The organism is Isoptericola halotolerans (assembly GCF_003003075.1).
In the GTDB taxonomy this organism is placed as follows: Bacteria; Actinomycetota; Actinomycetes; order Actinomycetales; family Cellulomonadaceae; genus Isoptericola; species Isoptericola halotolerans_A.
The window spans coordinates 152,596-176,369 of record NZ_PVTX01000003.1 but is presented as its reverse complement, the minus strand read 5'-3'; the positions used below and the strand labels follow the sequence as shown (position 1 = coordinate 176,369).

The 23,774-nt window shown below is 74.5% G+C and carries 19 protein-coding genes; 15 read left to right on the top strand and 4 right to left on the bottom strand.

Annotated elements, in window-relative coordinates:
* The first annotated feature begins 7 nt into the window (after positions 1-7).
* Positions 8-1,141, top strand: a complete 1,134-nt coding sequence (locus tag BCL65_RS06250) for an FUSC family protein (protein WP_106266215.1) — start codon at positions 8-10, stop codon at positions 1,139-1,141.
* A 96-nt stretch (positions 1,142-1,237) separates the two neighbouring features.
* Here BCL65_RS06250 and BCL65_RS06245 read toward each other — a convergent pair whose 3' ends face one another.
* On the bottom strand, positions 1,238-3,232 hold the full coding sequence (locus tag BCL65_RS06245; protein WP_106266214.1) for an MDR family MFS transporter: 1,995 nt from the start codon (positions 3,230-3,232) through the stop codon (positions 1,238-1,240).
* A gap of 134 nt (positions 3,233-3,366) precedes the next feature.
* Here BCL65_RS06245 and BCL65_RS06240 point away from each other — a divergent pair, with 134 nt between their 5' ends.
* The 10 genes from BCL65_RS06240 (at position 3,367) to BCL65_RS06195 (ending at position 13,470) form a co-directional block, all read left to right on the top strand.
* On the top strand, positions 3,367-3,849 hold the full coding sequence (locus tag BCL65_RS06240) for a PadR family transcriptional regulator (RefSeq protein ID WP_243400852.1): 483 nt from the start codon (positions 3,367-3,369) through the stop codon (positions 3,847-3,849).
* Positions 3,818-4,636, top strand: a complete 819-nt coding sequence (locus BCL65_RS06235) for a hypothetical protein (RefSeq protein ID WP_374956671.1) — start codon at positions 3,818-3,820, stop codon at positions 4,634-4,636. Before BCL65_RS06240 ends, BCL65_RS06235 begins: the two co-directional genes overlap by 32 nt.
* Before the next feature lie 43 nt (positions 4,637-4,679).
* The gene (locus tag BCL65_RS06230) at positions 4,680-4,964 is read left to right on the top strand and encodes a type II toxin-antitoxin system Phd/YefM family antitoxin (protein WP_106266210.1); all 285 of its coding nucleotides are present in this window, start codon (positions 4,680-4,682) and stop codon (positions 4,962-4,964) included.
* 31 nt (positions 4,965-4,995) lie between these two features.
* Positions 4,996-5,418 carry a type II toxin-antitoxin system VapC family toxin gene (locus tag BCL65_RS06225; protein WP_106266209.1) on the top strand — a complete coding sequence of 141 codons (423 nt, stop codon included), beginning with the start codon at positions 4,996-4,998 and terminating at the stop codon, positions 5,416-5,418.
* A gap of 9 nt (positions 5,419-5,427) precedes the next feature.
* Complete coding sequence (locus BCL65_RS06220; protein WP_106266207.1) at positions 5,428-5,754, top strand: DUF2516 family protein; 327 nt, start codon at positions 5,428-5,430, stop codon at positions 5,752-5,754.
* A gap of 8 nt (positions 5,755-5,762) precedes the next feature.
* On the top strand, positions 5,763-6,800 hold the full coding sequence (locus tag BCL65_RS06215; protein WP_106266205.1) for an asparaginase: 1,038 nt from the start codon (positions 5,763-5,765) through the stop codon (positions 6,798-6,800).
* Positions 6,797-7,222: a D-aminoacyl-tRNA deacylase gene (dtd, locus tag BCL65_RS06210; protein WP_106266204.1), complete on the top strand. Its 426-nt coding sequence runs from the start codon at positions 6,797-6,799 to the stop codon at positions 7,220-7,222. Before BCL65_RS06215 ends, dtd begins: the two co-directional genes overlap by 4 nt.
* A gap of 50 nt (positions 7,223-7,272) precedes the next feature.
* A complete protein-coding gene (locus BCL65_RS06205; protein ID WP_106266202.1) occupies positions 7,273-8,988 on the top strand; it encodes a helix-turn-helix domain-containing protein in 1,716 nt (571 codons plus the stop codon).
* 110 nt (positions 8,989-9,098) lie between these two features.
* Positions 9,099-11,699 carry a glycosyl hydrolase family 18 protein gene (locus tag BCL65_RS18110; RefSeq protein WP_106266200.1) on the top strand — a complete coding sequence of 867 codons (2,601 nt, stop codon included), beginning with the start codon at positions 9,099-9,101 and terminating at the stop codon, positions 11,697-11,699.
* Between the two features lie 91 nt (positions 11,700-11,790).
* Positions 11,791-13,470 (top strand): glycosyl hydrolase family 18 protein, encoded by a 1,680-nt coding sequence (locus BCL65_RS06195; protein ID WP_106266198.1) that lies wholly within the window; start codon positions 11,791-11,793, stop codon positions 13,468-13,470.
* A 93-nt stretch (positions 13,471-13,563) separates the two neighbouring features.
* On the opposite strand, the gene BCL65_RS06190 is transcribed toward BCL65_RS06195, so the two are convergent.
* Together BCL65_RS06190 and BCL65_RS06185 are read right to left on the bottom strand one after the other, a co-directional pair.
* On the bottom strand, positions 13,564-14,649 hold the full coding sequence (locus BCL65_RS06190) for an LPXTG cell wall anchor domain-containing protein (protein WP_106266197.1): 1,086 nt from the start codon (positions 14,647-14,649) through the stop codon (positions 13,564-13,566).
* A 130-nt stretch (positions 14,650-14,779) separates the two neighbouring features.
* The gene (locus tag BCL65_RS06185) at positions 14,780-16,651 is read right to left on the bottom strand and encodes a DUF4012 domain-containing protein (RefSeq protein ID WP_106266195.1); all 1,872 of its coding nucleotides are present in this window, start codon (positions 16,649-16,651) and stop codon (positions 14,780-14,782) included.
* Between the two features lie 156 nt (positions 16,652-16,807).
* On the opposite strand from BCL65_RS06185, the gene BCL65_RS06180 reads away from it, so the two are divergent.
* From BCL65_RS06180 to BCL65_RS06170, 3 genes are read left to right on the top strand one after another with little or no spacing between them, the layout of a single operon-like run.
* Positions 16,808-17,386 (top strand): RNA polymerase sigma factor, encoded by a 579-nt coding sequence (locus BCL65_RS06180; RefSeq protein ID WP_207767679.1) that lies wholly within the window; start codon positions 16,808-16,810, stop codon positions 17,384-17,386.
* A 46-nt stretch (positions 17,387-17,432) separates the two neighbouring features.
* A complete protein-coding gene (locus BCL65_RS06175; protein WP_125206496.1) occupies positions 17,433-18,824 on the top strand; it encodes a hypothetical protein in 1,392 nt (463 codons plus the stop codon).
* Between the two features lie 55 nt (positions 18,825-18,879).
* On the top strand, positions 18,880-19,323 hold the full coding sequence (locus BCL65_RS06170; RefSeq protein ID WP_106266192.1) for an OsmC family peroxiredoxin: 444 nt from the start codon (positions 18,880-18,882) through the stop codon (positions 19,321-19,323).
* A gap of 132 nt (positions 19,324-19,455) precedes the next feature.
* Here the strand turns inward: BCL65_RS06170 and BCL65_RS06165 are convergent, their stop codons facing one another.
* A complete protein-coding gene (locus tag BCL65_RS06165; protein WP_106266190.1) occupies positions 19,456-20,571 on the bottom strand; it encodes an NAD-dependent epimerase/dehydratase family protein in 1,116 nt (371 codons plus the stop codon).
* 291 nt (positions 20,572-20,862) lie between these two features.
* Between BCL65_RS06165 and BCL65_RS06160 the strand changes: the two genes are divergently transcribed.
* On the top strand, positions 20,863-23,760 hold the full coding sequence (locus BCL65_RS06160) for an FAD-binding and (Fe-S)-binding domain-containing protein (protein ID WP_106266478.1): 2,898 nt from the start codon (positions 20,863-20,865) through the stop codon (positions 23,758-23,760).
* Positions 23,761-23,774 lie beyond the last annotated feature (14 nt).

Genomic DNA, 23,774 nt, shown 5'->3' with positions numbered 1-23,774 from the left:
TCGTGGGGTGAGAGCGCCGGACCCGCGGGAGGCGGGCGCAGCCGCGGGTGCCGCGGTGCGGACGCTCGTCCGGCGGATCCGCATCCGGCAGGGCCTCGCCCGGGTGCGCACCGGGTTCTGGCCCATCGTCCAGGCGTCCCTCGCCGCCGGGGCGGCCTACCTGCTGGCGCAGGTGGTCCTCGGCCACGACCAGCCGTTCTTCGCCGCCGTCGCGGCCTGGGTGTGCCTGGGGTTCTCGTTCGAGCGGGAGCTGCGCCGCGTCGCCGAGGTCGCGGTGGGCGTCGCCGTCGGTGTCGGCATCGGCGAGGTCATCGTGGGGCTCATCGGTACCGGCTGGTGGCAGCTCACCGTGGTGCTCCTCGTCTCGGCGCTGCTGGCCCGGTTCATCGACCGCGGGCCGCTGCTGGTCACGCAGGCCGGCGTGCAGGCCATCGTCGTCGTGGGCCTGCCCGCGGCCGTGGCGAACGAGGGTGCCTTCGGCCGGTGGACCGACGCCGCCGTCGGCGGGCTGGTGGCGCTGGCCGTCACGCTGCTCCTGCCCAGCGACCCGCTGCGACGGCTGCGCTCGCTGGCGTACGAGGCCACGACGGAGCTGGCGGAGACGCTGGAGACGGTCGGGCGGGGGCTGCGCCAGCGCGACATGGACGACCTCGGCGCGGCGCTGGTGCGCGGCCGCGCGTCGGAGGCGGTGCTGGCGGACTGGCGGGACACGGCCCGCCGGGCGGAGGAGATCGCGCGGGTCGGCGTCAACCGGGCCCAGCGCGGCGACATCCACGTCCTGGCCGGGCAGGCGGTGCTGGTGGACCGGGCCATGCGCAGCGTCCGGCTCCTCGCGCGCCGGGCGCCGACCGTCGTCGGGCCGGACGGGACGTGGCCGGAGCTCGGTCTGCTGGCGGACGAGGTCGAGCGGTTCGCCGGCGGGGCGCGGCTGCTGGCCTCCGCCGTCGGCGGGGGAGCGTCCGTGGAGGAGGCCCGCGCCGTGCTGGTCGACGTCGCCGCGGCGGCCGACCCGCACGCCGTCGGCGGCGGGGACCTGCGGGTGGCGTCGCTGGTGGTGCTGCTGCGCTCGCCGGTGGTCGACGCCCTCGAGGCGAGCGGGCTGGACCCGCGAGCGGCACGCGAGCACCTGCCGGAGCTCTGACCGCCGTGCTTCCCGTTGTGGGTGCACTTCGTGCCACCGAGAACTGGGACATCCGGGGCATCTCGGGCCAAGAATCGCGCCCGCACGCTGAACGGGTCAGTCGGTGGCGTCGGCGAACACGAGCGTCGAGACCTCGTGGACGAGGCTGTCGATCTCCGGCTCCTCACCCGGCCACTCCGCCACGACCTGCTGGATCCGTCGCCGCTCGGCCTCGCGGAGGATCTCCGCGGCCACGTCCGTCTGGTCGTTGGCCGTCACCGTGGACCCCGCGAGGTCCACGAGACCGCGCCCGGCCAGCCCGGCGGCCACGTGCCGCACCGTCGCCTCGGAGGCGTGGCTGCGCTCCGCCATGACGGAGATCTCCCGGCTGCGCTTGAGCGAGACGCGCGTGATCATCCAGGCCTCCTCGGGCGAGAGGTCGGCGTCGGGTGCGGTGATCTCGTAGACGCGCAGCGGGTCCTGCGCGCCGACGCGCCGCCACAGGATCATCCGCAGCTCCTCGAGAGAGGTCCGGCTCGACGGCAGGGCGAAGGTCTCGCCCGCTGCCTGACCCGCGGCGACGGTCGGCTCGGCGTCGCGCGTCGCGGTGCGCAGCTCGACCTGGGGCAGCAGCCAGGACAGGGCGAAGGCGACGACGGCGACCGGCACGGCCCACAGGAACACGGTCTGCAGCGTGTCGGCGTACCCGTCCAGGAACCAGTCCTGGACGTCGGGCGGGCACTGGGCCAGCCCTTGCGGGGACGCCTCGAGCACGTCGGGGCCGCAGGGGCCCTGGGCCGTGGACGGCGCGCCGGTCGACAGGTTCGCGACGAGCTGGTTGGCGAAGATCGTCCCGAAGACGGCGACGCCCACGGAGGAGCCGATCGTCCGGAAGTAGGTGGCGCCCGACGTGGCCGTCCCGAGGTCGCGGTAGGCGACGGCGTTCTGCACGGCGATCACCAGCACCTGCGTGACCATGCCGAGGCCCATGCCGAGCACGAACATGCTCAGACTGGACTGCAGGGTCGTCGTGTCGCGGTCCATGAGGGAGAGCAGGAAGAGGCCGACGGCGGTGATCGCCGTGCCCAGGATCGGGAAGACCTTGTACCGCCCCGTCCGGGTGATGAGCTGCCCGGACCCGATCGAGGTGAGGAGCAGGCCCAGCATCATGGGCGTCATCTCGAGGCCGGAGAGGGTCGGGCTCGAGCCCTTGACCGTCTGCAGGTACAGGGGCAGGTAGGTGATCGCGCCGAACATCGCGAACCCGACCACGAACCCGACGACCGCGGCGACGGAGAACACCCGGTTGCGGAACAGGTGCAGCGGCAGCACGGGCTCGGGGGCGCGGCGCTCGACCAGCACGAAGGTCACCACCCCGACCACGGCGACCGTGACCATCGCGTACACCTGCACGGAATTCCAGCCCCACGTCGTCCCGCCGAGGCTGGTCGTCAGCACGATCGCGGTGGAGACGACGGCGAGCAGGACGATGCCCGCGTAGTCGATCCGCGGGCGGCTGCGCGGGGTGATGGGCGGCAGCACGGCGGCGACCACCACGAGCGCGACGATGCCGATGGGCACGTTGATGTAGAAGACCCACTGCCACGACAGGTTGTCCACGAACCAGCCGCCCAGGAGCGGCCCGGCGACCGACGAGACGCCGAAGACGGCGCCGAACAGCCCCTGGTACTTGCCTCGCTCGCGCGGTGAGACGACGTCGCCGATGATCGCCTGGCTCAGCACCATCAGGCCGCCGCCACCGACGCCCTGCAGGGCACGCCAGGCGATGAGCTGGCCCATCGTCTCGGACGTGCCGCACAGCATCGAGCCGCCGAGGAAGATGCCGATGCAGACGATGAACAGCACCTTGCGCCCGAGCAGGTCGCCGAGCTTGCCCCACAGCACGGTGGTCGCGGTGGTGGCGAGCATGTAGGCCGTGACGACCCAGGAGAGGTGCTCGGCACCGCCGAGGTCGCTGACGATGGTGGGCAGCGCCGTGGCGACGATGGTCTGGTCGAGGGCCGCCAGGAGCATCGCGAGCATGAGCCCGCCGAAGATGGCCCAGATCTTCGACTGCGGTAGCGCCTGCGGGTCTGCGGTCTGCGCCGTCACGCGAGGTCCTCCCTGGTGCTCGCCTGGTGGGCAGCCTGCCACGGCGAGCCGGGTCGCGCTCGGCGTGCGGGCCGCCCGGCGGGTGCCCGGGCCTGCTCGACGTGAGTAGTTGATCAGATATAGTACCTGTCGTGATGCAGTCCGACGAGAGCCCTCCGGCGGAGGACGCCTTCTCCGCCGACATGTTGCGGGGTCACACCGACACGGTCGTGCTGGCCATGCTGCGCCGCGGCGACCGCTACGGCTTCGAGATCTACAAGACGATCCGCGACGCCACCGGCGGTGCGCACGAGATCAAGGAGGCGACGCTCTACGCGACCTACCGCCGGCTGACCCGGGACGGCCTGGTCGAGGCCTACTGGGGCGACGAGTCCCAGGGCGGCCGCCGCAAGTACTACCGGATCACCGACGCCGGACGCGCCGTGTTCCACCGCAACGTCGCCGCGTGGCTCGCCACCCGCGACGTGATCGACACCCTCCTGCTCACAGACAAGGAACCCCGCACAGAGCACGGTCCACCGCCTCCTCGACGACGTCTTCGCCGGCGTCGAGCCGACCGCCGAGGTCCAGGACCTCAAGGAGGAGATCCGGGCGAACCTCGCCTCCCGGGCCGCTGAGCTCGAGGCCTCCGGCGTCGCCCCCGCCGACGCCGCACGCCGTGCCGTCGACGAGCTCGGCGACGTGCGGGCGCTCCTCGCGGAGACGACGGAACCGGCGCCGGCCCGTGCGCGCACCGACGGGTACGGGTCGATGGCGCAGGCCGCGCTGGCGCACAAGGTCCGGCCGCGGCCGGCCTTCGTGGTCAGCCTCGTGATCACCGCGGCCACCACGGCCGCGCTCCTGGTCCTGGTCTACCTCGGGATCATCGGTGTCATCGCGGCCCCGGTCGGTGCGCTCGTCGGGTGGATCCTGGGCGCCGGGCTCGGTGGCGGCTGGATCGTGGGCAGCTCCGTGGCGCAGGAGACCACCACCAAGCATCCGGTCCCCGCCGGGCGGGCCGCCGGGTACGGGTCCGCGGCCGGGCTCGTCGTGGTCGGGGTGGGGCTGGTCGGCATCGTCGTGACCGGCGGGCCCCCGTGGTTGACGATCATCGCCGCGCCACCGCTCGTGAGCGGGGTCGGGCTGTTCGCCGGGCTCGGCGCCACGCAGACCAACCGCGAGAAGGCATGGGTACGTCAGGCCGCCCGCGAGCACGGCCGGCCGGGTGACCGGTTCTCCCGCGACCCGGAGGCTGCGGCACGGTTCGGCATCCTGGCGGGAGTGATCTGGGTGTCCGCGTTCGTCGGCTTCGTCGTCGTCGGCATGGCCGCCGGGTGGGAGTGGTCCTGGCTGACGTTCGTGGTCGGCTGGATCGGGTTCATGCTCCTGCTGGCCAAGATGCTGTTCGGCGGTGCCGGGCGGTGAGTGCCCTGTTCGGCTGCCGCCGCGGGGTGTACCGTCGCTGGTCATGGAGGTATCCGTCAGCGCGTTGCGCGCCGAGCTGAAGTCGTGGATCGAGAGGGCTCGCGACGGCGAGGACGTGGTCATCACCGACCGTGGGGTCCCGGTCGCCCGGCTCACGGGCGTGGGCAGCGCCGACCTCGTCAGCGAGCTCGTGCGCGACGGGCTGCTCACGCCGGCCCAGGCGGAGCGCCCCACCCACGCCGTGCCGCAGACGGCGCAGGCGATCGGCGCGGGCAACGGTGCCGCCCGCTCGGGACTGTCCGGACTCGTCCGGCGCATCCGCCGCTGAGCCCGTGAGCCGCTGAGAGGACCCCGCCCCGATGGCACTCGTCTACTTCGACGCCAGCGCCCTGGTCAAGCTGTGCGTCCCCGAGCAGGGCTCCGACCTGGCGAGCGCGCTGTGGAACCGGGCCGACGTCGTCGTCACGTCCCGGCTGGCCGACACCGAGCTGCGCGCCATCCTCGCCGCGGGCGAGCGTGCCGGCGTGCTCGACCCGGGCTCGCGCCGTCGGGCGCTCGACCGGTGGACCGCGCTCTGGCCCGCCCTGCACCTCGTCGAGGTCACGTCCCGGGTCGCCGACACCGCGGCCGAGCTGGCCGCGGGGCCGCACCCGCTGCGCGGCGGGGACGCGGTGCACGTGGCCAGCGCGCTCGCCGTGGCGCACGACGACACCCTCGTCGCGGCGTGGGACGAGCACGTCGCGACCGCGGCGCGTGACCGGCGCCTGCGCGTCCTCCCGTAGCCTGGTCGCGTGATCGCGAACCTCCAGTACTACGTCTTCGTCATCCTGGCGATCGTCGTCTTCGTCGTCCAGGTGTGGGCGCTGGTCGACGCGCTGCGCCGCCCGGCGCGCGGCTTCACGGCGGAGGGCAAGCTGAGCAAGCCGATCTGGTTGCTCATCCTGGGTGTCGCGGCCGCGCTCGGCTTCCTCGGGCTGCCGCCGATGATGCTCACCTCGACGAGCTTCCTCAACCTCATCGCGTGCGTCGCCGCGATCGTCTACCTCGTGGACGTGCGCCCGAAGCTGCAGGCGTACGGTCCTGGCAAGGGCCGCCGCCAGGGCCCGAGCGGGTGGTGAGCCGCCGGATGACGGCGGAGATCACCCGGGGCGCCGTCCCGCTCGCCGAGGTCGTGCGCGGCGACCTCGTGGAGTCGGTCCACCTGGGGCACCTGGTCGTGCTCGACGCCGCCGGCGAGGTCGTCCTCGCGGCCGGGGACCCGACGGCGGAGATCTGGCCCCGCTCGTCCCTGAAGCCCCTGCAGGCGGTCGCCATGGTGCGCGCGGGGCTCGACCTGCCGCCGGAGCTGCTGGCGCTCGCGGCGGCGAGCCACAACGGCGAGCCGGTGCACCGGGACGGCGCACGGGCGATCCTCGCGGGCGCCGGGCTGGGGGTGGACGCCCTGCGCAACACCCCCAGCCTGCCGATGTACCCGCCGGCGGCTGCCGACTGGCTGCGCGCCGGCCGGGACGCCGAGCCGATCGCGCAGAACTGCTCCGGCAAGCACGCGGCCATGCTGGCGACGTGCGTCGCCGCGGGCTGGGAGACCGGCGGCTACCTCGCGGTGGACCATCCGCTGCAGCGCGCGGTGCGGGCCGTGATCACCGAGCTGACCGGCGCGGAACCCGCGCACGTGACGACCGACGGCTGCGGCGCGCCGCTGTTCGCCACGACGTTGTCGGGGCTGGCCCGCTCGTTCGGCACGCTCGCGGGTGCAGCGGCGGCGGACATGTCCCAGGAGCCGACGGCGCGGGTGGCGCGGGCCATGTCCGCACACCCCGAGATGGTCGCCGGCACGGGCCGCGAGGACACCCTGGCGATGCGGGCCGTGCCCGGTGCCGTGGCGAAGATCGGCGCCGACGGCGTGTGCGCGGCCGGGCTCCCGGACGGATCCTCGCTGGCGTTCAAGGTGCTCGACGGCGCCGACCGGCCCCGGCCCGCCCTGCTGGCGGCGGCGCTGCGGCTCGCCGGTGCGCTCGAGGTGCCGGGCGCCGACCCGGCAGCCCTGGCGGCGATCGGTCGGGTCCCGGTGCTCGGCGGCGGCGAGCCCGTGGGCGAGGTCCGCGCGACGTTCGACGACGGGCTCGGCGCTCGGGCCGCCGTCGGGCAGGGGGTGCGGTCGTGAGGGCGGTGGTCCAGCGGGCGACGCGGGCGAGCGTGACGGTCGACGGCGAGGTGGTCGGTGCGTTCGACCGCCCCGGGCTGGTGGCGCTGGTCGGCGTCACCCACGACGACGGTCCGGCGGACGCCGCCACCATCGCCCGCAAGATCGCCGACCTGCGCCTCCTGCGTGGCGAGCGCTCGGTGGCCGACGAGGGCGCCCCGGTGCTGGTGGTCAGCCAGTTCACGCTGTACGGGGACGCGCGCAAGGGCCGCCGGCCCACCTGGCAGGCGGCCGCGCCCGGTCCCGTGGCGGAACCGCTGGTGGACGCCGTCGTGGCCGACCTGCGTGGGCGGGGGATCGAGGTCTCGACCGGGGTGTTCGGTGCCGACATGGCCGTAGAACTGGTGAACGACGGGCCGATCACTATGATGTTGGAGACCTAACAAACCGCTGACCTGCGCCGACCCGGCAAAGGTCGACCCGGAGGTTCACGATGGCGTCGAACCCGCCGGTCGACGCGCTCGCTCTGCTCGGCCACGAGACCCGCCGTGCCGTGGCGCCCCACGTGGCCGCGCGACTGGGCCGGGTGCTGGGCGGCGACGCGGCCGCGCTGTCCCAGCTCGCGGCCCTGCTGCGGCCCGAGCACCTGGCCGGGACGGCCCTCCTGCCCGACCCGCTGCCGGCGGTCCCCGCCCTGCGGTCCGGCTGGGCGCGCACCCGCGGCGGCAGGGACGACCGGTCCGTCCTGCTGTGCGCGGCCGTGGCCGTCACCGACCGTGCCGACGTCCTGCTGGAGGCCGCCGGGGACGCGGCGGGCACGCTGGTCGGCGGCCTCGTCGCGGCCGACGTCCACCTGGCCGCCGGGCGTTTCCGCGTGACCGATCCCCGGATGCGGTCGGTGGTGCACGACGAGGTCGACCTCGCGGCCCGGACCGCCGCCCACACGGCGCTGGCGCGCGCCGCCCGGGAGTGCGGCGAGCCGGGTGTCGCCCTGTGGCACACCGCGCTGAGCACGCTCGCCGGCGACGAGCTGCTGGCCGACGGCCTCGTGGAGCTCGCCGGGCAGCTCTCGTCGCGCGGGGCCACGGAGGCGGCCCACGAGGTCGCGCGGGAGGCGGCGAGCCACGGCACGGGGGAGCGGCGCGGGCTGGCCTTCCTCGCCGCCGGGCGGGCCGCGCTGTGGAGCGGGCACCTGGCCGACGCCGACGACTGGCTGCGGCGGGCGGGCAGCAGCGGTGTCCCCGCGGTCGAGCGCGCGGCCGTGGACGCCGCCGCCGTGACGCATGCGCTCCGGGCGGGTCGCGCCGTGGACGGCTCGGACGTCACCGACGCGGACGTCACCGGCACGGACGGCGGCGCCTCCGCCGTCGACCGCCGTGCGGGGCGCGGGGCGGCGCTCGCGCGGCTCGTCGAACCGTTGGTCCGTGCGGCCGGCAGCCGGACGGACCGCAGGGCCACGTCGGCGGTGGCCCGGTGCCTCCGGCTGCTCGACGACGACCCCGCGCGGGCCGAGGGGCTGCTGGCGCGGGTGGCCGTCGGCGTCGTGCCGGCGTGGCCGCGGCCGGGGCCGTGGCCGACGGCGGCCGGAGCGCTCTCGCCGCTGGCAGAGGCCACGGTCCGCGTGGTCCAGGCGCTGCTCCTGCTCCGCGCCGCCCGGGTCGACCAGGCGGCCGTCGTGCTCGACGACGCCGCCGCCCGGCTGCCCGTGGCGCACGTCGCCGGTGGGCTCGGCATCGAGCTGTCCCGTCGCCTCGACGGGCTGGACCGTTGCCGGACCGGCGCGACGACGGCGGCGCTGGTGGACGTCGGCCCGCCGGTGGCCGAGGTGGTCCACGACGTCGGTGCGTGGGCCGCCGCCACGGCCGCGGAGGGCCGCGCCGGTCGCGGAGGGCCGGGACTCTCCGCCCTCGTGGCCGCGACCGGCCGTGGCCGGTCCGGCGAGGCACCCGACGGGGCTGTCGACGCGGAGAGGCCCCCGACGGCGCCGCCGGCCTGGGCAGCGGCGCTCACGAGCCGCGAGCTCGAGGTGGCGCGGCTCGTCACCTCCGGTCTCACCAACCGCGAGGTGGCTGCGGCGCTGTGCGTCTCGGTGCGGACGGTCGAGGTGCACCTGGGGCGGGTGTTCCGCAAGCTCGACGTCCGCTCGCGGTCGGAGCTCGTGGTGCTGGCGCTCAGCCCGGCACGCCTCGCCCTACGTGAAGTCACGTAGGTGCCGCCCCGCGACGATGTGGGCTTCCCTCATTCCCGTAAATGGCAAGGCTCCTTACTTTTGACGGAACGATGCAACGTGGCATCGCCCGACCATGCAGGGAGACTCCGATGCGAGCCTTGTCCACCGGCCGGCGCCGACTCGGCGCCGCGGCCACCGCCCTCGTTCTCGGCACGGCCGGGCTGACGGCCGCGGCGACCACGACGGCCACCGCCGCGGTCGACTGCGAGCCGGCCTGGACGGCCACCGCCGTCTACACCCAGGGTGACGTCGCCTCGTACGACGGCCACAACTACACCGCCTCGTGGTGGACCCAGGGCGACGAGCCCGGGGCGTCGGCCTGGGGGCCGTGGACGTCGCAGGGGGCGTGCGGCGAGCCCGACCCCGAGCCGACGCCGGACCCGACGCCGGACCCGGAGCCGACGCCCGAGCCCACGCCGGACCCGACGCCGGACCCGACGCCGGACCCCACCCCGGAGCCGACACCCGACCCGGAGCCGACGGCTCCGCCGGCGGACAACCCGGACGACGTCTGCCGGCCCGACGGCATGGCCCCGACCGAGGGCGTCGACACCCCTTACTGCGACGTCTACGACACCGACGGCCGCGAGATCCTGCCGAACGGCCTCGACCGCCGCGTGATCGGCTACTTCACGAGCTGGCGCACCGGCAAGAACGGCCAGCCCGCCTACCTCGCGAACGACATCCCCTGGGACTCGCTGAGCCACGTCAACTACGCCTTCGCGCACGTGGGGCCGGACGACGAGGTCTCCGTCAACGCCCAGGTGGCGGGCAACCCCGCCACCGACATGACGTGGCCCGAGGTCCCCGGGGCCGAGATGGACCCGTCCCTGGACTACACCGGCCACTTCAACCTGCTGTCGCGCTACAAGGCCGAGAACCCCGGCGTCAAGGTGATCCCCGCCGTCGGCGGCTGGGCCGAGACCGGCGGCTACTTCGACGGCGACGGCAACCGGGTCGCGTCGGGAGGCTTCTACACCCTCACCGAGTCGCAGGAGCGGATGGACACGTTCGCCGCGTCCGTCGTGGACTTCGTGCGGCAGTACGGGTTCGACGGCATCGACATCGACTACGAGTACCCGACGTCCAACGCCGACGCCGGCAACCCGGACGACTTCGAGATCTCCAACGCCCGCCGCGGCGAGCTGTTCGACGGCTACGTGGCCCTCATGAAGACGCTGCGCGAGCACCTCGACCGGGCGGGCGCCGAGGACGGCGAGTACTACCTGCTGACCACCGCCACGCCGTCGTCGGGCTGGCTGCTGCGCGGCATGGAGGTGCACCAGATCACCGAGTACGTCGACTACGTCAACATGATGACCTACGACCTGCACGGTGCCTGGAACGAGTACGTGGGCGGCAACGCCGCCCTGTTCGACGACGGTCAGGACCCCGAGCTCTCGGCCGGCGGCGTCTACACGGCGTACGACGGCATCGGCTACCTCAACGGGGACTGGGCCGCCCACTACTTCCGGGGCGCCATGCAGGCCGGACGCATCAACCTGGGCGTGCCGTTCTACACCCGTGGCTTCCAGGGCGTGACGGGCGGGACGCACGGCATGGGCGGCCGGGCACCGGCACCGGCCGGCTTCGCCTGCCCGGCGGGCACCAACGGCAAGTGCGGGTTCGGCGCCGACGGCATCGACAACCTCTGGTACGACACCGACCCGCAGGGCAACGCCGTCCCCGCGGGCGTGAACCCGATCTGGCACGCCCTGAACCTCCAGGACGGCGTGGCGGGCGACTACGCCGAGGCGTACGGGGTGCCCACGACCCTCGAGGGCGACTACACCCACCACTTCGACGAGGTCACGAAGAACGAGTGGTGGTGGAACGCGCAGACGCGCACGTTCCTGTCCGGCGACTCGACCGACGCGATCGGCGCCAAGGCCGACTACGTCGCCGACACCGGCCTCGGCGGCCTCATGATCTGGGAGCTGGCGGGCGACTACTCGTACGACGCCGCGGCCGGCCAGTACGCCATGGGCAGCGACCTCGTCGACCTCATGCACAGCAAGCTGTCCGCCACCACGCCCTACGGGGCGACCAAGGCCGAGACACCGATGCCGGCCGAGGCGCTGGACGTGGACCTGGAGTACACGGAGTTCGCGCTCGGGGACAACAACTACCCGATCGCGCCCGAGGTCGTGTTCCACAACCGTGGTGCGACCGACGTCCCGGCCGGTGCCACGGTCACCTTCCAGTACAGCACCACGGACACCGGTGCGATGAGCGACTGGTCCGGGTACGGCACGACGACGACGCCGGGACGCAGCGGCCCGAACGTGGGCGGGCTGGGAGCGACCTTCCACACCGCGACGTTCACGGTGCCGGCCGGCGGGATCCCTGCCGGCGGCTCGATCACCAACCAGCTCAAGTGGGCGCTGCCCGTCGCGCAGTTCTCGAACGTGGTCGTCACCGTGGACGGCGTCGACTACGCGACCACGTACGACCACCCGCGCGGCGTGGACGTCGTCGACCTGCCGGCCGGTGGCACCGGAGGCGGCGACGACGGCGGCACCGGCGGTACGGGGGACTGCTCCGGCGCGGCCTGGGACGCCACGACCGCCTACACGGGCGGCGCGACCGTCACCCACGCGGGCCGCACCTGGACCGCCCGGTGGTGGACGCAGGGCGACGAGCCGTCCACGAGCGGGTCGAGCCCCTGGACCGACGACGGCGCCTGCTGACCAGCACGACCGGTCGGGTCCCCGCGCACCGGGGACCCGACCGGCACCCCGGCCCGGCCGAGCGGCCGGGCCCGACAGAGAGGAAGAGACCATGTCCAGACCAGCACGAGGAGCACGCCGGATCACGGCGGCCCTCGCCGGGACGGCCGTCGCGCTCGCCGGTGCCCTCGGCGCCGTCGCCGCGACCAGCGCCTCCGCCGCGCCGACGTCGTCCGGCGACAGCGCCATCAACGGGTTCCGCAACGTCGGCTACTTCACGCAGTGGGGCGTCTACGGGCGCGACTTCCAGGTCAAGGACCTGGTGACCTCCGGCGCCGCCGAGAACCTCACCCACATCAACTACTCCTTCGGCAACATCCACCACGAGAGCCTCGAGTGCTTCGTGGCGAACAAGGCGCAGGGCACCGGGCCGAACGGCTCCGACGGTGCGGGCGACGCCTGGGCCGACTTCGGGATGGGCTACACCGCGGCGAACTCCGTCGCCGGGGTCGCCGACACCTGGGACCAGCCGCTGGCCGGCTCGTTCAACCAGCTCAAGCAGCTCAAGGAGCTGCACCCCGACCTCAAGGTCATGCTGTCGATCGGCGGCTGGACCTGGTCGAAGAACTTCTCGCGCGCCGCAGCCACGGCCGCGTCGCGGGAGAACTTCGTGTCCTCCTGCATCGACCTCTACCTCAAGGGCGACCTGCCCGTGATCGACGGTCGTGGCGGGCCCGGAGCCGCTGCCGGCGTGTTCGACGGCATCGACATCGACTGGGAGTGGCCCGGCACGAACAGCGGGCTGGAGGGCAACCACGTCGACGAGGAGAACGACGCCGAGAACTTCCGGCTCCTGCTCGCCGAGTTCCGGGAGCAGCTCGACGCCTACGGGGCGCAGACCGGGGAGGAATACCTGCTCAGCGCGTTCCTCCCGGCCAACCCGGAGGACATCGCCGCCGGCGGCTGGAACGACCCGCGGATCTTCGAGTCGCTCGACTACGGCAACGTCCAGGGGTACGACCTGCACGGCGCCTGGGACCCGGACCTGACCGGCCACCAGATCAACCTGTACGACGACCCGGCGGACACCCGTGAGCCGAGCCGGCAGTTCTCCGTGGACACCGCCGTCCAGGAGTACGTCTCGGCCGGCGTGGACCCGGCCCAGCTCGGCCTCGGCATGGCCATGTACGGCCGTGGCTGGCAGGGTGCGACCTCGTCGGACGCCTGGGGACCGGCGACCGGTGCGGCTCCGGGCACGTGGGAGGCCGGCATCGAGGACTACGACGTGCTGCGGAACGTCGGCACGGAGTACTACGACGCCACGCTCGGCGCGGCCTGGCGCTACGACGGCAACCAGTGGTGGTCCCTGGACACGCCGGCCACCGTGGCGCAGAAGTCCGCGTACGTCCGGGACGAGGGTCTCGGCGGCGCGATGTGGTGGGACCTCTCCGGTGACGACGACGCCGAGCTGCTCGACGCCGTCGCCGCGGGGCTCTTCAGCGGCCCGGCCGGACCTGTCGACCCCGGCACGCCGGACCCGGACCCGACACCCGACCCGGACCCCACGCCGGACCCGGACCCCACACCGGACCCGGACCCCACGCCCGACCCGGACCCCACACCGGACCCGGACCCGACCTGTGGTGACGGGTGGAGCAGCGGTGCGGTGTACACCGCGGGCGACGTCGTCTCGTGGGACGGGCACAGCTGGCGGGCCAAGTGGTGGACGACGGGCGAGGCCCCCGGCACCACCGGCGAGTGGGGCGTCTGGGAGGACCTCGGTACCTGCTGAGAGCGCAGCTCGGGCTGGTTCCCGCGCCGCACGCACGACGCCCCCTCCCGCGGCCCGTCGGGAGGGGGCGTCGTGCTGCGCTCGTCCGCCGGTCTACTCGCTGCCGACGGCCCCGCGGCGGCGGCGGACGACCACGACGATCACGGCGCCCGCGGCGAGGAGGCCCGCGGCGACGGCCAGCAGGCCGAGGACCTCGCCACCCGTCTGCGGCAGGAACGGCGTCGACGCACCCGGGTCCGGAGGGCCGGCCACCGTGGTGCCCGGAGGCGGCACCTCCTCGTCGATGCAGCCGTCGGTGTCCTGCGGGAAGGTCACCGGGACGGTCACCTCGGGGTTGACGGCGAACGTGACGTCGACGGTGCCGACCGCCCAGCCGAAGTCCCGGGTGTTCTGCCACATGTTGTTGACGAGCTCCCAGCCGTCCTCGGCGGACAGCTCGACGAACCGCTCGGGGTAGGCGCCGGGCCAGAGCACGCGGCCCTGGAGCGGCTGGTCGGTCTGGACGAAGTCCTCGCCGTCCGGGTTCTGCCAGGTCAGGGTCACCGTCGTCTCTGGCGTGCCCGTCACGGTCACCCCGTAGTCGAGGTAGGTCACGCCCTCCGAGCACAGCGGGGTGAGGGTGTCGACCTCGATCGTCGGCTCGTCGACCTCGGGCGGGTTCGTGGCGCAGTCCGGGGAGGACGGCGGGTAGCCGACCGTCCGCGTCGCCGACGGGTTGACCTCGAAGAGGACCTCGACCGACGGTCGGACCCAGTCCCACTCGTCGCCCACGACCCACTCGCCGTCGACGAGGCTCCAGCCCGGCCAGTCCGTGGGGTTGCCGGCACCGTCGACCTCGGCGCCCGGCCAGAGGACCCGGCCGGACAGAGGCTGGTCGGCGACCACGTAGTCGTCGCCGGAGGGGTTGACGAACGTGATCGTCACGGCGTCGGGCGGGGGCTCGACGCCCTCGGTGACGGCGTCGTACTGCAGGTACGGCACGTCGCCGTCGCAGATCGGCTCCAGGATCTCGAGCTCGAGGTTCTCCTCGGGCTCCTCCGCGTAGCCGGTCACGCTCGGGGACGGGCTCGGCCCGTCGTCGGTGTCGGCCACCGCGAGCGTCCCGCCGCCGAGCACGACGACGGCACTGAGGCCGACCGCCGTGAGTGCGCGTCGCCGCGCGCGTGGTGCCGAAGTCATCGGTCCGTCCCCTTTGGTGTGCCGTGCCCTGGTGCGCCGTGCGCCGGAGTCCCTGCGCGCCTTTCACGCTAGCCACGGCGCGGCGGCGCGGGTATGTCTGGTACGGGTGAAAGCGGCCGGACGGCCGTTTTCACCCGCAGAACGGGACCTCGAGCTCGCGGAGCCCGGACGTGCTCGCCGTGGGGGTGGACCACACCTCGAGGCGGCCGGGGACGCCGGTGCCCTCGCCGCGCGCCGCCGCGGCCGAGGCGGGCACGGCGACCTCGATCGTCGTCGTGCGCCCCGGGCGCAGCGTCACGCCGATGGTGGTGTTCTGCCGGCCGTGCACGGCCAGGCTCGACCCACCGACCGGGGCGCCGTCCTGGGTCAGGGCCGGTGCCCCGCCGCCCTGCGGCCCCGCAGCCGTGAGGTTGACGACGACGTCCCCCCGGCGCGGGTCGTCCTCGGGGCCGGCGACGTAGAAGGGCAGGTCGCGGGCCGTCTCGCGGTCGAGCCGGTTGGTGAGCGTCACCGCCACGGTGTCGAGGCGGCCGTCGCCGGTGCACACCGATCTCGCCAGGTCCAGCTCGACGTCCAGGTAGGCGGACATCTTGCCGACCCTCGTGTCCTCGAGGAACACGCCGACGGCGTCCGCGGTCCGCTCGGCACCGAACGTCCCGGCGATCAGCGTCCCCGTGAGCAGGTCCTGCTCGTCCGGATCCGCCGACCAGGTCAGGAGCCGGTGCTGCGCCGCCGCGCGCTGGAACGCCGGCAGGACGGCGCTGACCTCCATGTCGCTCGACGTGATGCCGGCGAACGTGGCCGCGGCGACGGCCGCGAAGAGCTGGTCGGCCTCCTCCGGCTGCAACGTGTCGTAGACCCGGCGCAGCAGCAGGTCGACGACGTTCTCCGCGCCGACCTCGACGCTGTCGCTGCCGACCGCGGCGGCGACCTCCTCGGGGAGCGGGACCTGGACCGGCCCGGTCACCTCGAGCAGGAACGACAGGGCGACCGGGTCGGTGGCGACGACGCCGTCCACCGTCTCGCCCTGCGAGCGCGCCCACATCTCGGCGGCGGCGGCGCCGGTCGTCGGGAACTCCGGGGTGGCCGTCACGTCCTGCACGAACCGTCCGATCCGCTCCGAGTAGGCCGCCTCCTCCTCCGGGTCGAGGGGCACGACGCTCTCCGCGAACGGCCCGACGTCGCCGCTGGCCGCCTGCTTCTCGATCGTCACCCGGCCGTCCTCGACGGCCATCAGGGTGAGGGCGCCGGGGATGCCGCCGGCGGCCCGCAGCTCGCCGTTGTTCATGCCGAGCAGCAGGTACTGGCGGGGTCCGTCCGCGCCGAGCATCGGTGGCAGGAGAGTCGTGACACGCTCCGCGGTCGCCGTGATGCCCGCGAGCTGGTCGAGCCGCGCGTCGAGCGCGACCAGCGGTTCCACGAGCTCGGTGCGGATCCGGGTGGGATCGACCTGGTCCAGCTCGGCCCGCGCCTCGTCGAGGGTCACGCGCGCGGCGGACGCCTGCCCGGCCACCGCGGCGAGCGGGGCCAGGTCGATCCCGCCGTCGTCGGTGCGGCTGGTCGCCGCCGCCGCGTCGGCCGTCGCGGCGAGCGCCGGCAGGACGTCCGCGGCGAGGTCGTCGAGGGCCGCGGCGACGCGCTGGACGGCGTCCACCGAGGGGCCGATCACCGGCAGGTAGGAGGCGAGGTCCCACAGCACGCCGTCGGTGGCGTCCCGCGCGATCGCGGTCTGCTCCTGCAGCGCGATCAGCTCGGGGGCGTCCGTCATCGACCGGCCCGACTCCTCGAACAGCCCCGTGCGCAGCGTCTCCTCGACGGCGGGGACCTGCGCGGCGGCGTCCTGGAGCGCGTCGCGGGCCGTCAGGGCGTCGCGGATCATCAGCACCGCGGCGACCAGGACGGCGATGACGAGCACGACCATCGTCGCCAGCACCCAGCGCAGGGCACGGCGCCGCGGCCGCACCCTTCGCAGGTCCGCTGCACCGCCCGTCTCGACGGTCATACCGGCAGCGTACGTGGCCGGCCGACCGCGAGGTCAGCGTGTCGAAGGGTGAAACCCGCCTCGACGTGCTGCAAGGCTGGGGGTCCTCGTGACACAGAGCAGGCAACCGGCACGCGGACCGTCGCAGCGCCGCGACCACCGACCGCAGGAGGCACCGTGACCCCCGACGTGGCGACCGAGCACGACGACGCCTGGTTCGACGCGCTGTTCGCCGCGCACTCGGGTGCCGTGCACCGCTACTTCCTGCGCCGGCTCCCGGCCGGCGACGGGTCGCGGGACGAGGCCGAGGACCTCGCCGCCGACGTGCTCGCCACCGCCTGGCGACGCCGCACCGACGTGCCGCGCGGGGCGGAGCTGCCCTGGCTCTACCGGACCGCCGGCTACGTGCTCGCCAACCACCGGCGCAAGCACCGCGCACTGCCGGTGGCCGCCGTGCCGGACGAGCCCGACGACGTCGACCCGGCGGTGCTCGCCGTGACCGACGACCGCGTGCGCCGGGCGCTGGCCGGGCTGTCGCCGCGGGACCGGCGCATCCTGCTCCTCGTCGCGTGGGACGGGCTCGGGGGCGACGACCTCGCGGAGGTCCTGGGCGTCGGCCGTGGCGGCGCCGACGCCGCCCTCTCCCGCGCCCGTGCCCGGCTGCGCGACGTGTGGGCGCAGGGCGACGAGGACGCCTCCGAGGGCGACGCACCGTCCGGGGCCACGTCCGACGGGACGCAAGGAAGCCGCCCGTGACGACACAGGCAGGGTGTCGAAGCGAGCACGCCCCGAGGAGGTCGTGATGAACACCGAGGACGAGTCCTTCGAGCGGCTCGCCGCCGCGGACCCGGCGGCCGACGCGGAGCCGCGGCCGGGTGTGCTCCGGGCCAAGGTCGACGCGCTGGCCGGCACGCCCGCGCAGGTGCCGTCGTCGGGCACCGACGAGCTCGCCGGGCGGCGGGAGCGGCGCCGGGCACCGTGGCTGGTGGCCGCGGGCGTGGCCGGTGCCGTGGCGCTGGGCGGCGGCGGGTACCTGCTCGGTGCGGCCGGTGCCGAGGGCGGGGCACCCACGGCGAGCGACGAGGCGGCGAGCGAGGTGCTGCCGCCGATCACCCTCGGCGGGGCCCGTGACGGGGCGGAGTCCGGCGGGGACAGCGCGGCGAGCGAGGCGATGGAGGGCCAGGCGGCGACCGAGGACTCGGCCGGTGCGTCGTCCTCCGCCGACATCTCCCTGCCCGGCTGGCACGACGGCCGGGCGGTGTTCAGCGGGAGCGGGCTCTCGGACGAGCCCGGCACCGCGGCGGCCTACGCCTACGACGCCCGGGAGGTGGCCACCGAGGCCGGCGCCGCCCGCCTCGCCGAGGCGCTCGGCGTCGCGGGCGAGCCCCGCTGGGAGTGGGGGTCGTGGCAGGTGGGTCCGCGCGACGGTGACGGGCCGAGCATCTGGCTCTCGGCGGACGGCACCGCCTACTTCAGCTACAACGACCCGGCGGCCGACCCGTGGCGCTGCGCCGAGGAGCCGGTCGATGCGCAGGAGCGCGAGGACGCCGAGGGCGGGGCCGACGTCATCGAGCCCGCCCCCTGCGCGCAGCCGGACCGACCCGAGGTCTCGCCGCAGGAGGCGACCGACCAGGTGCGCGACCTCATGGAGCAGGTCGGGGTGGATCCGTCCGGTTTCGCGTTCGACGTGCCGGACGACGGCGGCAGCGAGGGTGCGCGGTGGGTCTCGGCCACGCAGGTGGTGGACGGGCAGGCGACCGGGGCGACCTGGAGCGCGACCGTGAGCGACGACGGCATCGCGTGGCTCGACGGGTTCCTCGCCGCGACGGCACCGCTGGGCGACTACCCGGTGGTGAGCCCGGCGGAGGCCGTCGAGCGGCTGGGGGACCCGCGGTTCGGCGGGTCCTCGTGGCCCGTGGCGTACGCGCAGGAGACGGAGCGGATGCTCGAGGAGTCCGTCGAGGAGGACGGTGGCGAACCGACGCCGCCGCCCGCGCCGCCGTCGTCGGGCGGCGACCTGCCGTGGCCGGTGTCCGAGGTGACCATCACCGAGGCCCGCCTGGGGCTCACCCAGCACCACGACGCGGGCGGGGCCGTCCTGCTGCTGCCGGCCTACGAGCTGAGCGATGCCGCGGGGAACACCTGGTCGGTGCTCGCGGTGGCCGAGGAGGCGCTCGACACGACCTCCTCCTGAGGGCGTCCCGGGGTACGGTCGGAGCGTCCCTGAAGTCCTTCTGAAGGAGATCGGCATGCCCACTCGTACCGCACGCACCGCCTGGAACGGCACCCTGCAGGAAGGGTCGGGCCAGCTGGAGCTCTCGAGCTCCGGCACCGGGACGTTCCCCGTCTCGTTCCCGCAGCGTGCCGCCGACGACGCGGACGGCACCACCAGCCCGGAGGAGCTGGTCGCGGCCGCGCACTCCTCCTGCTTCGCCATGGCGTTCTCCGGCGAGCTCGGCAACGTCGGTGCGACGCCCGAGCAGGTGGAGGTCACGGCCGACGTCACGTTGTCGCCGGACCCGGCGGGCGGCTTCCAGATCTCCACGATCGCGCTGTCCGTGCGTGGCTACGCCACGGGCACGGACGAGGCCGGCTTCCGCAAGGCCGCCGAGGACGCCAAGCTCGGGTGCCCGATCTCCAAGGCGCTGGCGGGCGTCGGCGACATCACGCTCGACGTCTCGTACGAGGGCTGAGCCGGAGCGAGCTCGCGAGTGCAGGCCCAGCCCGACCGTGGGTCCGTGGGCTGAGCCGGAGCGAGCTCGCGAGTGCAGGCCCAGCCCGACCACGGGTCCGAGGGCTGAGCCGGAGCGAGCTCCCTCTCCTCGCTACTTGGTGAGCGGCGGGGTGTCGGCGTGAGCACCGTCGAGCACCCCGCCGATCACCTCGAGCAGCACCTCGCCCTGGGTGCGCGTCGGCTGCCAGTGCAGGACGTCGCGGGCGCGTGCGGCGTCCATGACGATGTTGGCCGCCGCCATGTCGAGCCACCCTGCGTCGATCGGTACGAGGCGTGCGCGGGACGCCAGGTCCAGGCCGCGCCGCATCAGCCCGACCGGTAGCTGGACGAGGTGGCCGTCGGCGAGCAGGTCGGCCAGGTCCTGGCCGGTCAGCGCACCGTCGGGTGCCAGGTTGAAGGCACCGGGGTGGCGGCCGACGACGGCGGCCCGGACGGCGCTCGCGGTGTCGTCCGGGTGCAGCACCTGCAGCCGGAGCCCGCGGGGGAACGGCACGAGCGGGAACAGCGGCGGGTCGACGGGCTCCGGCGGCCGGTCCGCCTGCCAGCCGCGGATCAGCCCCCCGACCGCCTTGCCCAGCGGCCCCGCCGCGATCTTCAGGCCGATGCGGCCGACCGGCCCGAGGAAGTAGCGCCCGATCTCGGCACCGGCCTCGCGCTGCAGCATGATCGCCGAGCGCATCCGCGTCACGGTGAGCCACGGTTCGGCGGCCTCCACCTCGTCCAGCATGGACTCGACCTCGGCCTTGTCGAGCGCGTAGGACGAGCCGGGGACGCCGCGGGTGGGCCAGCTCTCGTCGATCGCGTGGCCGTCGGCCGGTCCGGGGGAGTAGACCCCGGACGCCGACATGAAGAGCAGGTGCTGCACGCGGTTGCGCACCACGGCGTCGACGACGGCGCGGGTCCCGTCCACGTTGACGTGGTGGAGCACGTCGGGCTTGCGCGCCGGCTGGATCGTCCAGACCAGGTGGATGACGACGTCGGCACCGGCGAGCGCCGCGTCGAGGCGCTCGGCGACGGTGGCGTCGTCCGCGAGGTCGGCGCGTGCCCACTCCACGGCGTCGTGCGGCGGGCCGACGGTGCTGGTGCCGTCCGTGCGCGGGACGCGGCGGGCGACCCCCACGACGGACGTGACGACCGGTTCGGCGACGAGGGCGCGCAGGATCGATGTCCCGACGTTCCCGGTGGCTCCGATGACGACGACTCGCATGCCCTGACGCTATCGGTGCTGGTCCGGCCGCGCGCGACGGGCGGACCGTGCACGGCGGCCTGCCCCGCGTGGCGGACGGTCGGGTCGATCCTGGCGCGGCGGTGGCACAATCGCCACGTGTCTGCCCAGTCGACGACCACACCTTCCGGCCACGACCCGTCCCCGGACGCCGCGCCGTCCGCGGAGGACGCGCAGGTGTCCGCGCTGGCGGCCCAGCGGGAGGCCGAGCGCGAGGCGCAGCTCGCGGCGGCCGAGGCGCGCGAGGCGGTCGCCACGGCCCTGCGCACGGTGATGGCCGGCGTCGTCGACACCATGACGCGCCGTCGTGCCGAGTACTCCACGGACGCCTCGAACTACCGGGTAGTCCCCGACGTGGTGGCCTTCCCGACGTCGACGGACGACGTCGTCGCGGCGCTGGAGGTGCTCCGTGAGCTCGGCGTCCCGGTCACCGCGCGCGGTGCCGGCACCTCGGTGGCCGGCAACTCGGTGGGCCCGGGCGTGGTCCTCGACCTCTCCCAGCACCTGCACGCCATCGGCACCGTCGACCCGGAGGCCCGGACTGCCGTCGTCGAGCCGGGTGTGGTGATGTCCTCGCTCCAGCGCGCCGCGGCGCCGCACGGGCTGCGGTTCGGGCCGGACCCGTCCACGCAGAACCGCGCCACGCTCGGCGGGATGATCGGCAACAACGCCTGCGGGCCGCACGCCGTCGCCTACGGCCGCACGGCCGACAACGTGGTCTCCCTCGACGTGGTGGACGGGCGGGGCCGCCGGTTCACCGCGGGCCGGGGCGACCCGACGTTCGCCGCGGTCCCCGGCCTGGCGGAGCTCGTCCGCGAGAACCTGGCGCTCATCCGCACCGAGTTCGGTCGGTTCGGCCGGCAGGTGTCCGGCTACTCGCTGGAGCACCTGCTGCCGGAGAACGGCTCGGACCTGGCCAAGATGCTGGTCGGCACGGAGGGCACGCTCGTCACCGTGCTGGGCGCCACGCTCGAGCTGGTCCCGGTGCCGAGCGCCCCCACGCTGGTGGTGCTCGGCTACCCGGACATGCCCTCTGCGGCCGACGACGTCCCGGTGCTCCTGCGGCACGACCCGCTCGCGATCGAGGGTCTCGACGCCCGGCTGGTGGACGTCGTCCGGCGTGCGAACGGTGCGGACTCCGTCCCGGACCTGCCCGACGGCGCGGGCTGGCTGATGATCGAGGTCGGCGGCACGTCGCCCGGCGAGGCCCGCGAGATCGCGGAGATGATCGTGGGGGCCTCCGCGGCGGTCGACGCCGCCATCTACCCGGCCGGTCCCGACGCGACGAAGATGTGGCAGATCCGGGCCGACGGCGCCGGGCTGGCCGGGCGCACGCCCGCCGGGGAGCAGGCCTGGCCCGGCTGGGAGGACTCTGCGGTGCCGCCGGAGAAGCTCGGCGACTACCTGCGCGACCTGGACGCGCTCATGGCGCGCTACGGCGTCGACGGCCTGCCGTACGGGCACTTCGGCGACGGCTGCATGCACCTGCGCATCGACATCCCGCTGGAGACGTCGGGCTCGGTGCTGCGCACGTTCCTCATCGAGGCCGCCGAGCTCGTGGCGAAGTACGGCGGGTCGCTGTCGGGTGAGCACGGCGACGGCCGCGCCCGCTCCGAGCTGCTGCCCCTGATGTACTCGCCCGAGGCGATCGCGCTGCTGGAGCAGGTCAAGGCGCTGTTCGACCCGGACGACGTGCTCAACCCCGGCGTGGTCGTGCGGCCCGCCGCCGTCGACGCGGACCTGCGCCGCCCCGCGGCCCGGAAGGTGCCGTCCACGGCACCGATCGGCGACCGGGGTCTGCTGGGCTCCGGGACCCTGCGCGGCCCGGCGAAGAAGACCGGGTACGCGGGTTTTGCGTTCCCCCACGACCACCACGACCTGACGACGGCGGTGCACCGGTGTGTCGGCGTCGGCAAGTGCCGGGCGGACACCAGCGCGGCCGGCGGGTTCATGTGCCCGTCCTACCTGGCGACCAAGGACGAGAAGGACGTCACCCGCGGCCGCGCCCGCGTGCTGCAGGAGGCGGTCAACGGGTCGCTCGTCGGCGGCCTCACCGCGCCGGAGGTGCACGAGTCCCTGGACCTGTGCCTGAGCTGCAAGGCGTGCTCGTCGGACTGCCCGGCCGGGGTCGACATGGCGCAGTACAAGTCCGAGGTGCTCCACCGGACGTATCGCGGGAAGCTCCGCCCGATGGACCACTACGCGCTCGGCTGGCTGCCGCGCTGGGCCAGGTGGGCGGGGCTCGCGCCGCGGGCGATCAACAAGGTGCTGTCCGTGGGCTGGGTCCGCAAGGCCGTGCTGTGGGGCGGTGGCATGGACACGCGCCGCGAGGTCCCGCGCTTCGCCGAGCTGCCGTTCCGTACGTGGTGGCGCCGCGGGTACGCCACGCACGGCGTGCCCGGCCTGGCGCACCGCGACCTGCCGGGCAAGCCGGCGCCGGAGACGCGGCCGAAGGTCGTGCTGTGGACCGACTCGTTCAGCGACTCGCTCTCGCCGTCCGTGCCCCAGGCCGCCGTGAAGGTGCTCGAGGCGGCCGGGTACGAGGTCGTCGTCCCCGACAAGCAGGCCTGCTGCGGGCTGACGTGGATCTCCACGGGCCAGCTCGACGGTGCGCGGCGCCGGCTGAGCGACCTGCTGACGGTGCTCGGTCCGTACGCGGTCAACGGGATGCCGATCCTGGGGCTCGAGCCGTCGTGCACGGCGGTGCTCCGCTCGGACCTGCTGGACCTGTTCCCCGACGACCCGCGAGCCGTCGCCGTCGCCGCCGCGACGAAGACGCTCGCCGAGCTGCTGACCGACCCGGCCACGGCACCCGCCGCGGACTCGGGCTGGGAGCTGCCGGACCTCAGCGACGTGACCGCCGTCGTGCAGCCGCACTGCCACCAGCACTCGGTGATGGGCTTCGGCGCCGACCGGTCGCTGCTGGCCGACGCCGGGGCGACCGTCACCGAGCTCGCCGGGTGCTGCGGGCTGGCTGGCAACTTCGGCATGCAGAAGGGGCACTACGACGTGTCGGTCGCCGTGGCGGAGAACGCCCTGCTCCCCGCCCTGCGGGCGCAGGGCGAGGGCGAGGAGTTCATCGCCGACGGGTTCTCGTGCCGCACCCAGGCGGTGCAGCTCGAGGGCGTGGAGGGCAAGGCGCTGGTGGAGGTTCTCGCCGAGCGGCTCTGACGCCGCGGAGGCCA

Excerpts from the sequence above, each read along its gene's own strand:
- BCL65_RS06240 (WP_243400852.1), top strand. The coding sequence starts at position 3,367 with ATGCAGTCCGACGAGAGCCCTCCGGCGGAGGACGCCTTCTCCGCCGAC.
- BCL65_RS06230 (WP_106266210.1), top strand. The coding sequence starts at position 4,680 with ATGGAGGTATCCGTCAGCGCGTTGCGCGCCGAGCTGAAGTCGTGGATC.
- BCL65_RS06225 (WP_106266209.1), top strand. The coding sequence starts at position 4,996 with ATGGCACTCGTCTACTTCGACGCCAGCGCCCTGGTCAAGCTGTGCGTC.
- BCL65_RS06215 (WP_106266205.1), top strand. The coding sequence starts at position 5,763 with ATGACGGCGGAGATCACCCGGGGCGCCGTCCCGCTCGCCGAGGTCGTG.
- BCL65_RS06205 (WP_106266202.1), top strand. The coding sequence starts at position 7,273 with ATGGCGTCGAACCCGCCGGTCGACGCGCTCGCTCTGCTCGGCCACGAG.
- BCL65_RS18110 (WP_106266200.1), top strand. The coding sequence starts at position 9,099 with ATGCGAGCCTTGTCCACCGGCCGGCGCCGACTCGGCGCCGCGGCCACC.
- BCL65_RS06195 (WP_106266198.1), top strand. The coding sequence starts at position 11,791 with ATGTCCAGACCAGCACGAGGAGCACGCCGGATCACGGCGGCCCTCGCC.
- BCL65_RS06190 (WP_106266197.1), bottom strand. The coding sequence starts at position 14,649 with ATGACTTCGGCACCACGCGCGCGGCGACGCGCACTCACGGCGGTCGGC.
- BCL65_RS06185 (WP_106266195.1), bottom strand. The coding sequence starts at position 16,651 with ATGACCGTCGAGACGGGCGGTGCAGCGGACCTGCGAAGGGTGCGGCCG.
- BCL65_RS06175 (WP_125206496.1), top strand. The coding sequence starts at position 17,433 with ATGAACACCGAGGACGAGTCCTTCGAGCGGCTCGCCGCCGCGGACCCG.
- BCL65_RS06170 (WP_106266192.1), top strand. The coding sequence starts at position 18,880 with ATGCCCACTCGTACCGCACGCACCGCCTGGAACGGCACCCTGCAGGAA.
- BCL65_RS06165 (WP_106266190.1), bottom strand. The coding sequence starts at position 20,571 with ATGCGAGTCGTCGTCATCGGAGCCACCGGGAACGTCGGGACATCGATC.
- BCL65_RS06160 (WP_106266478.1), top strand. The coding sequence starts at position 20,863 with ATGGCCGGCGTCGTCGACACCATGACGCGCCGTCGTGCCGAGTACTCC.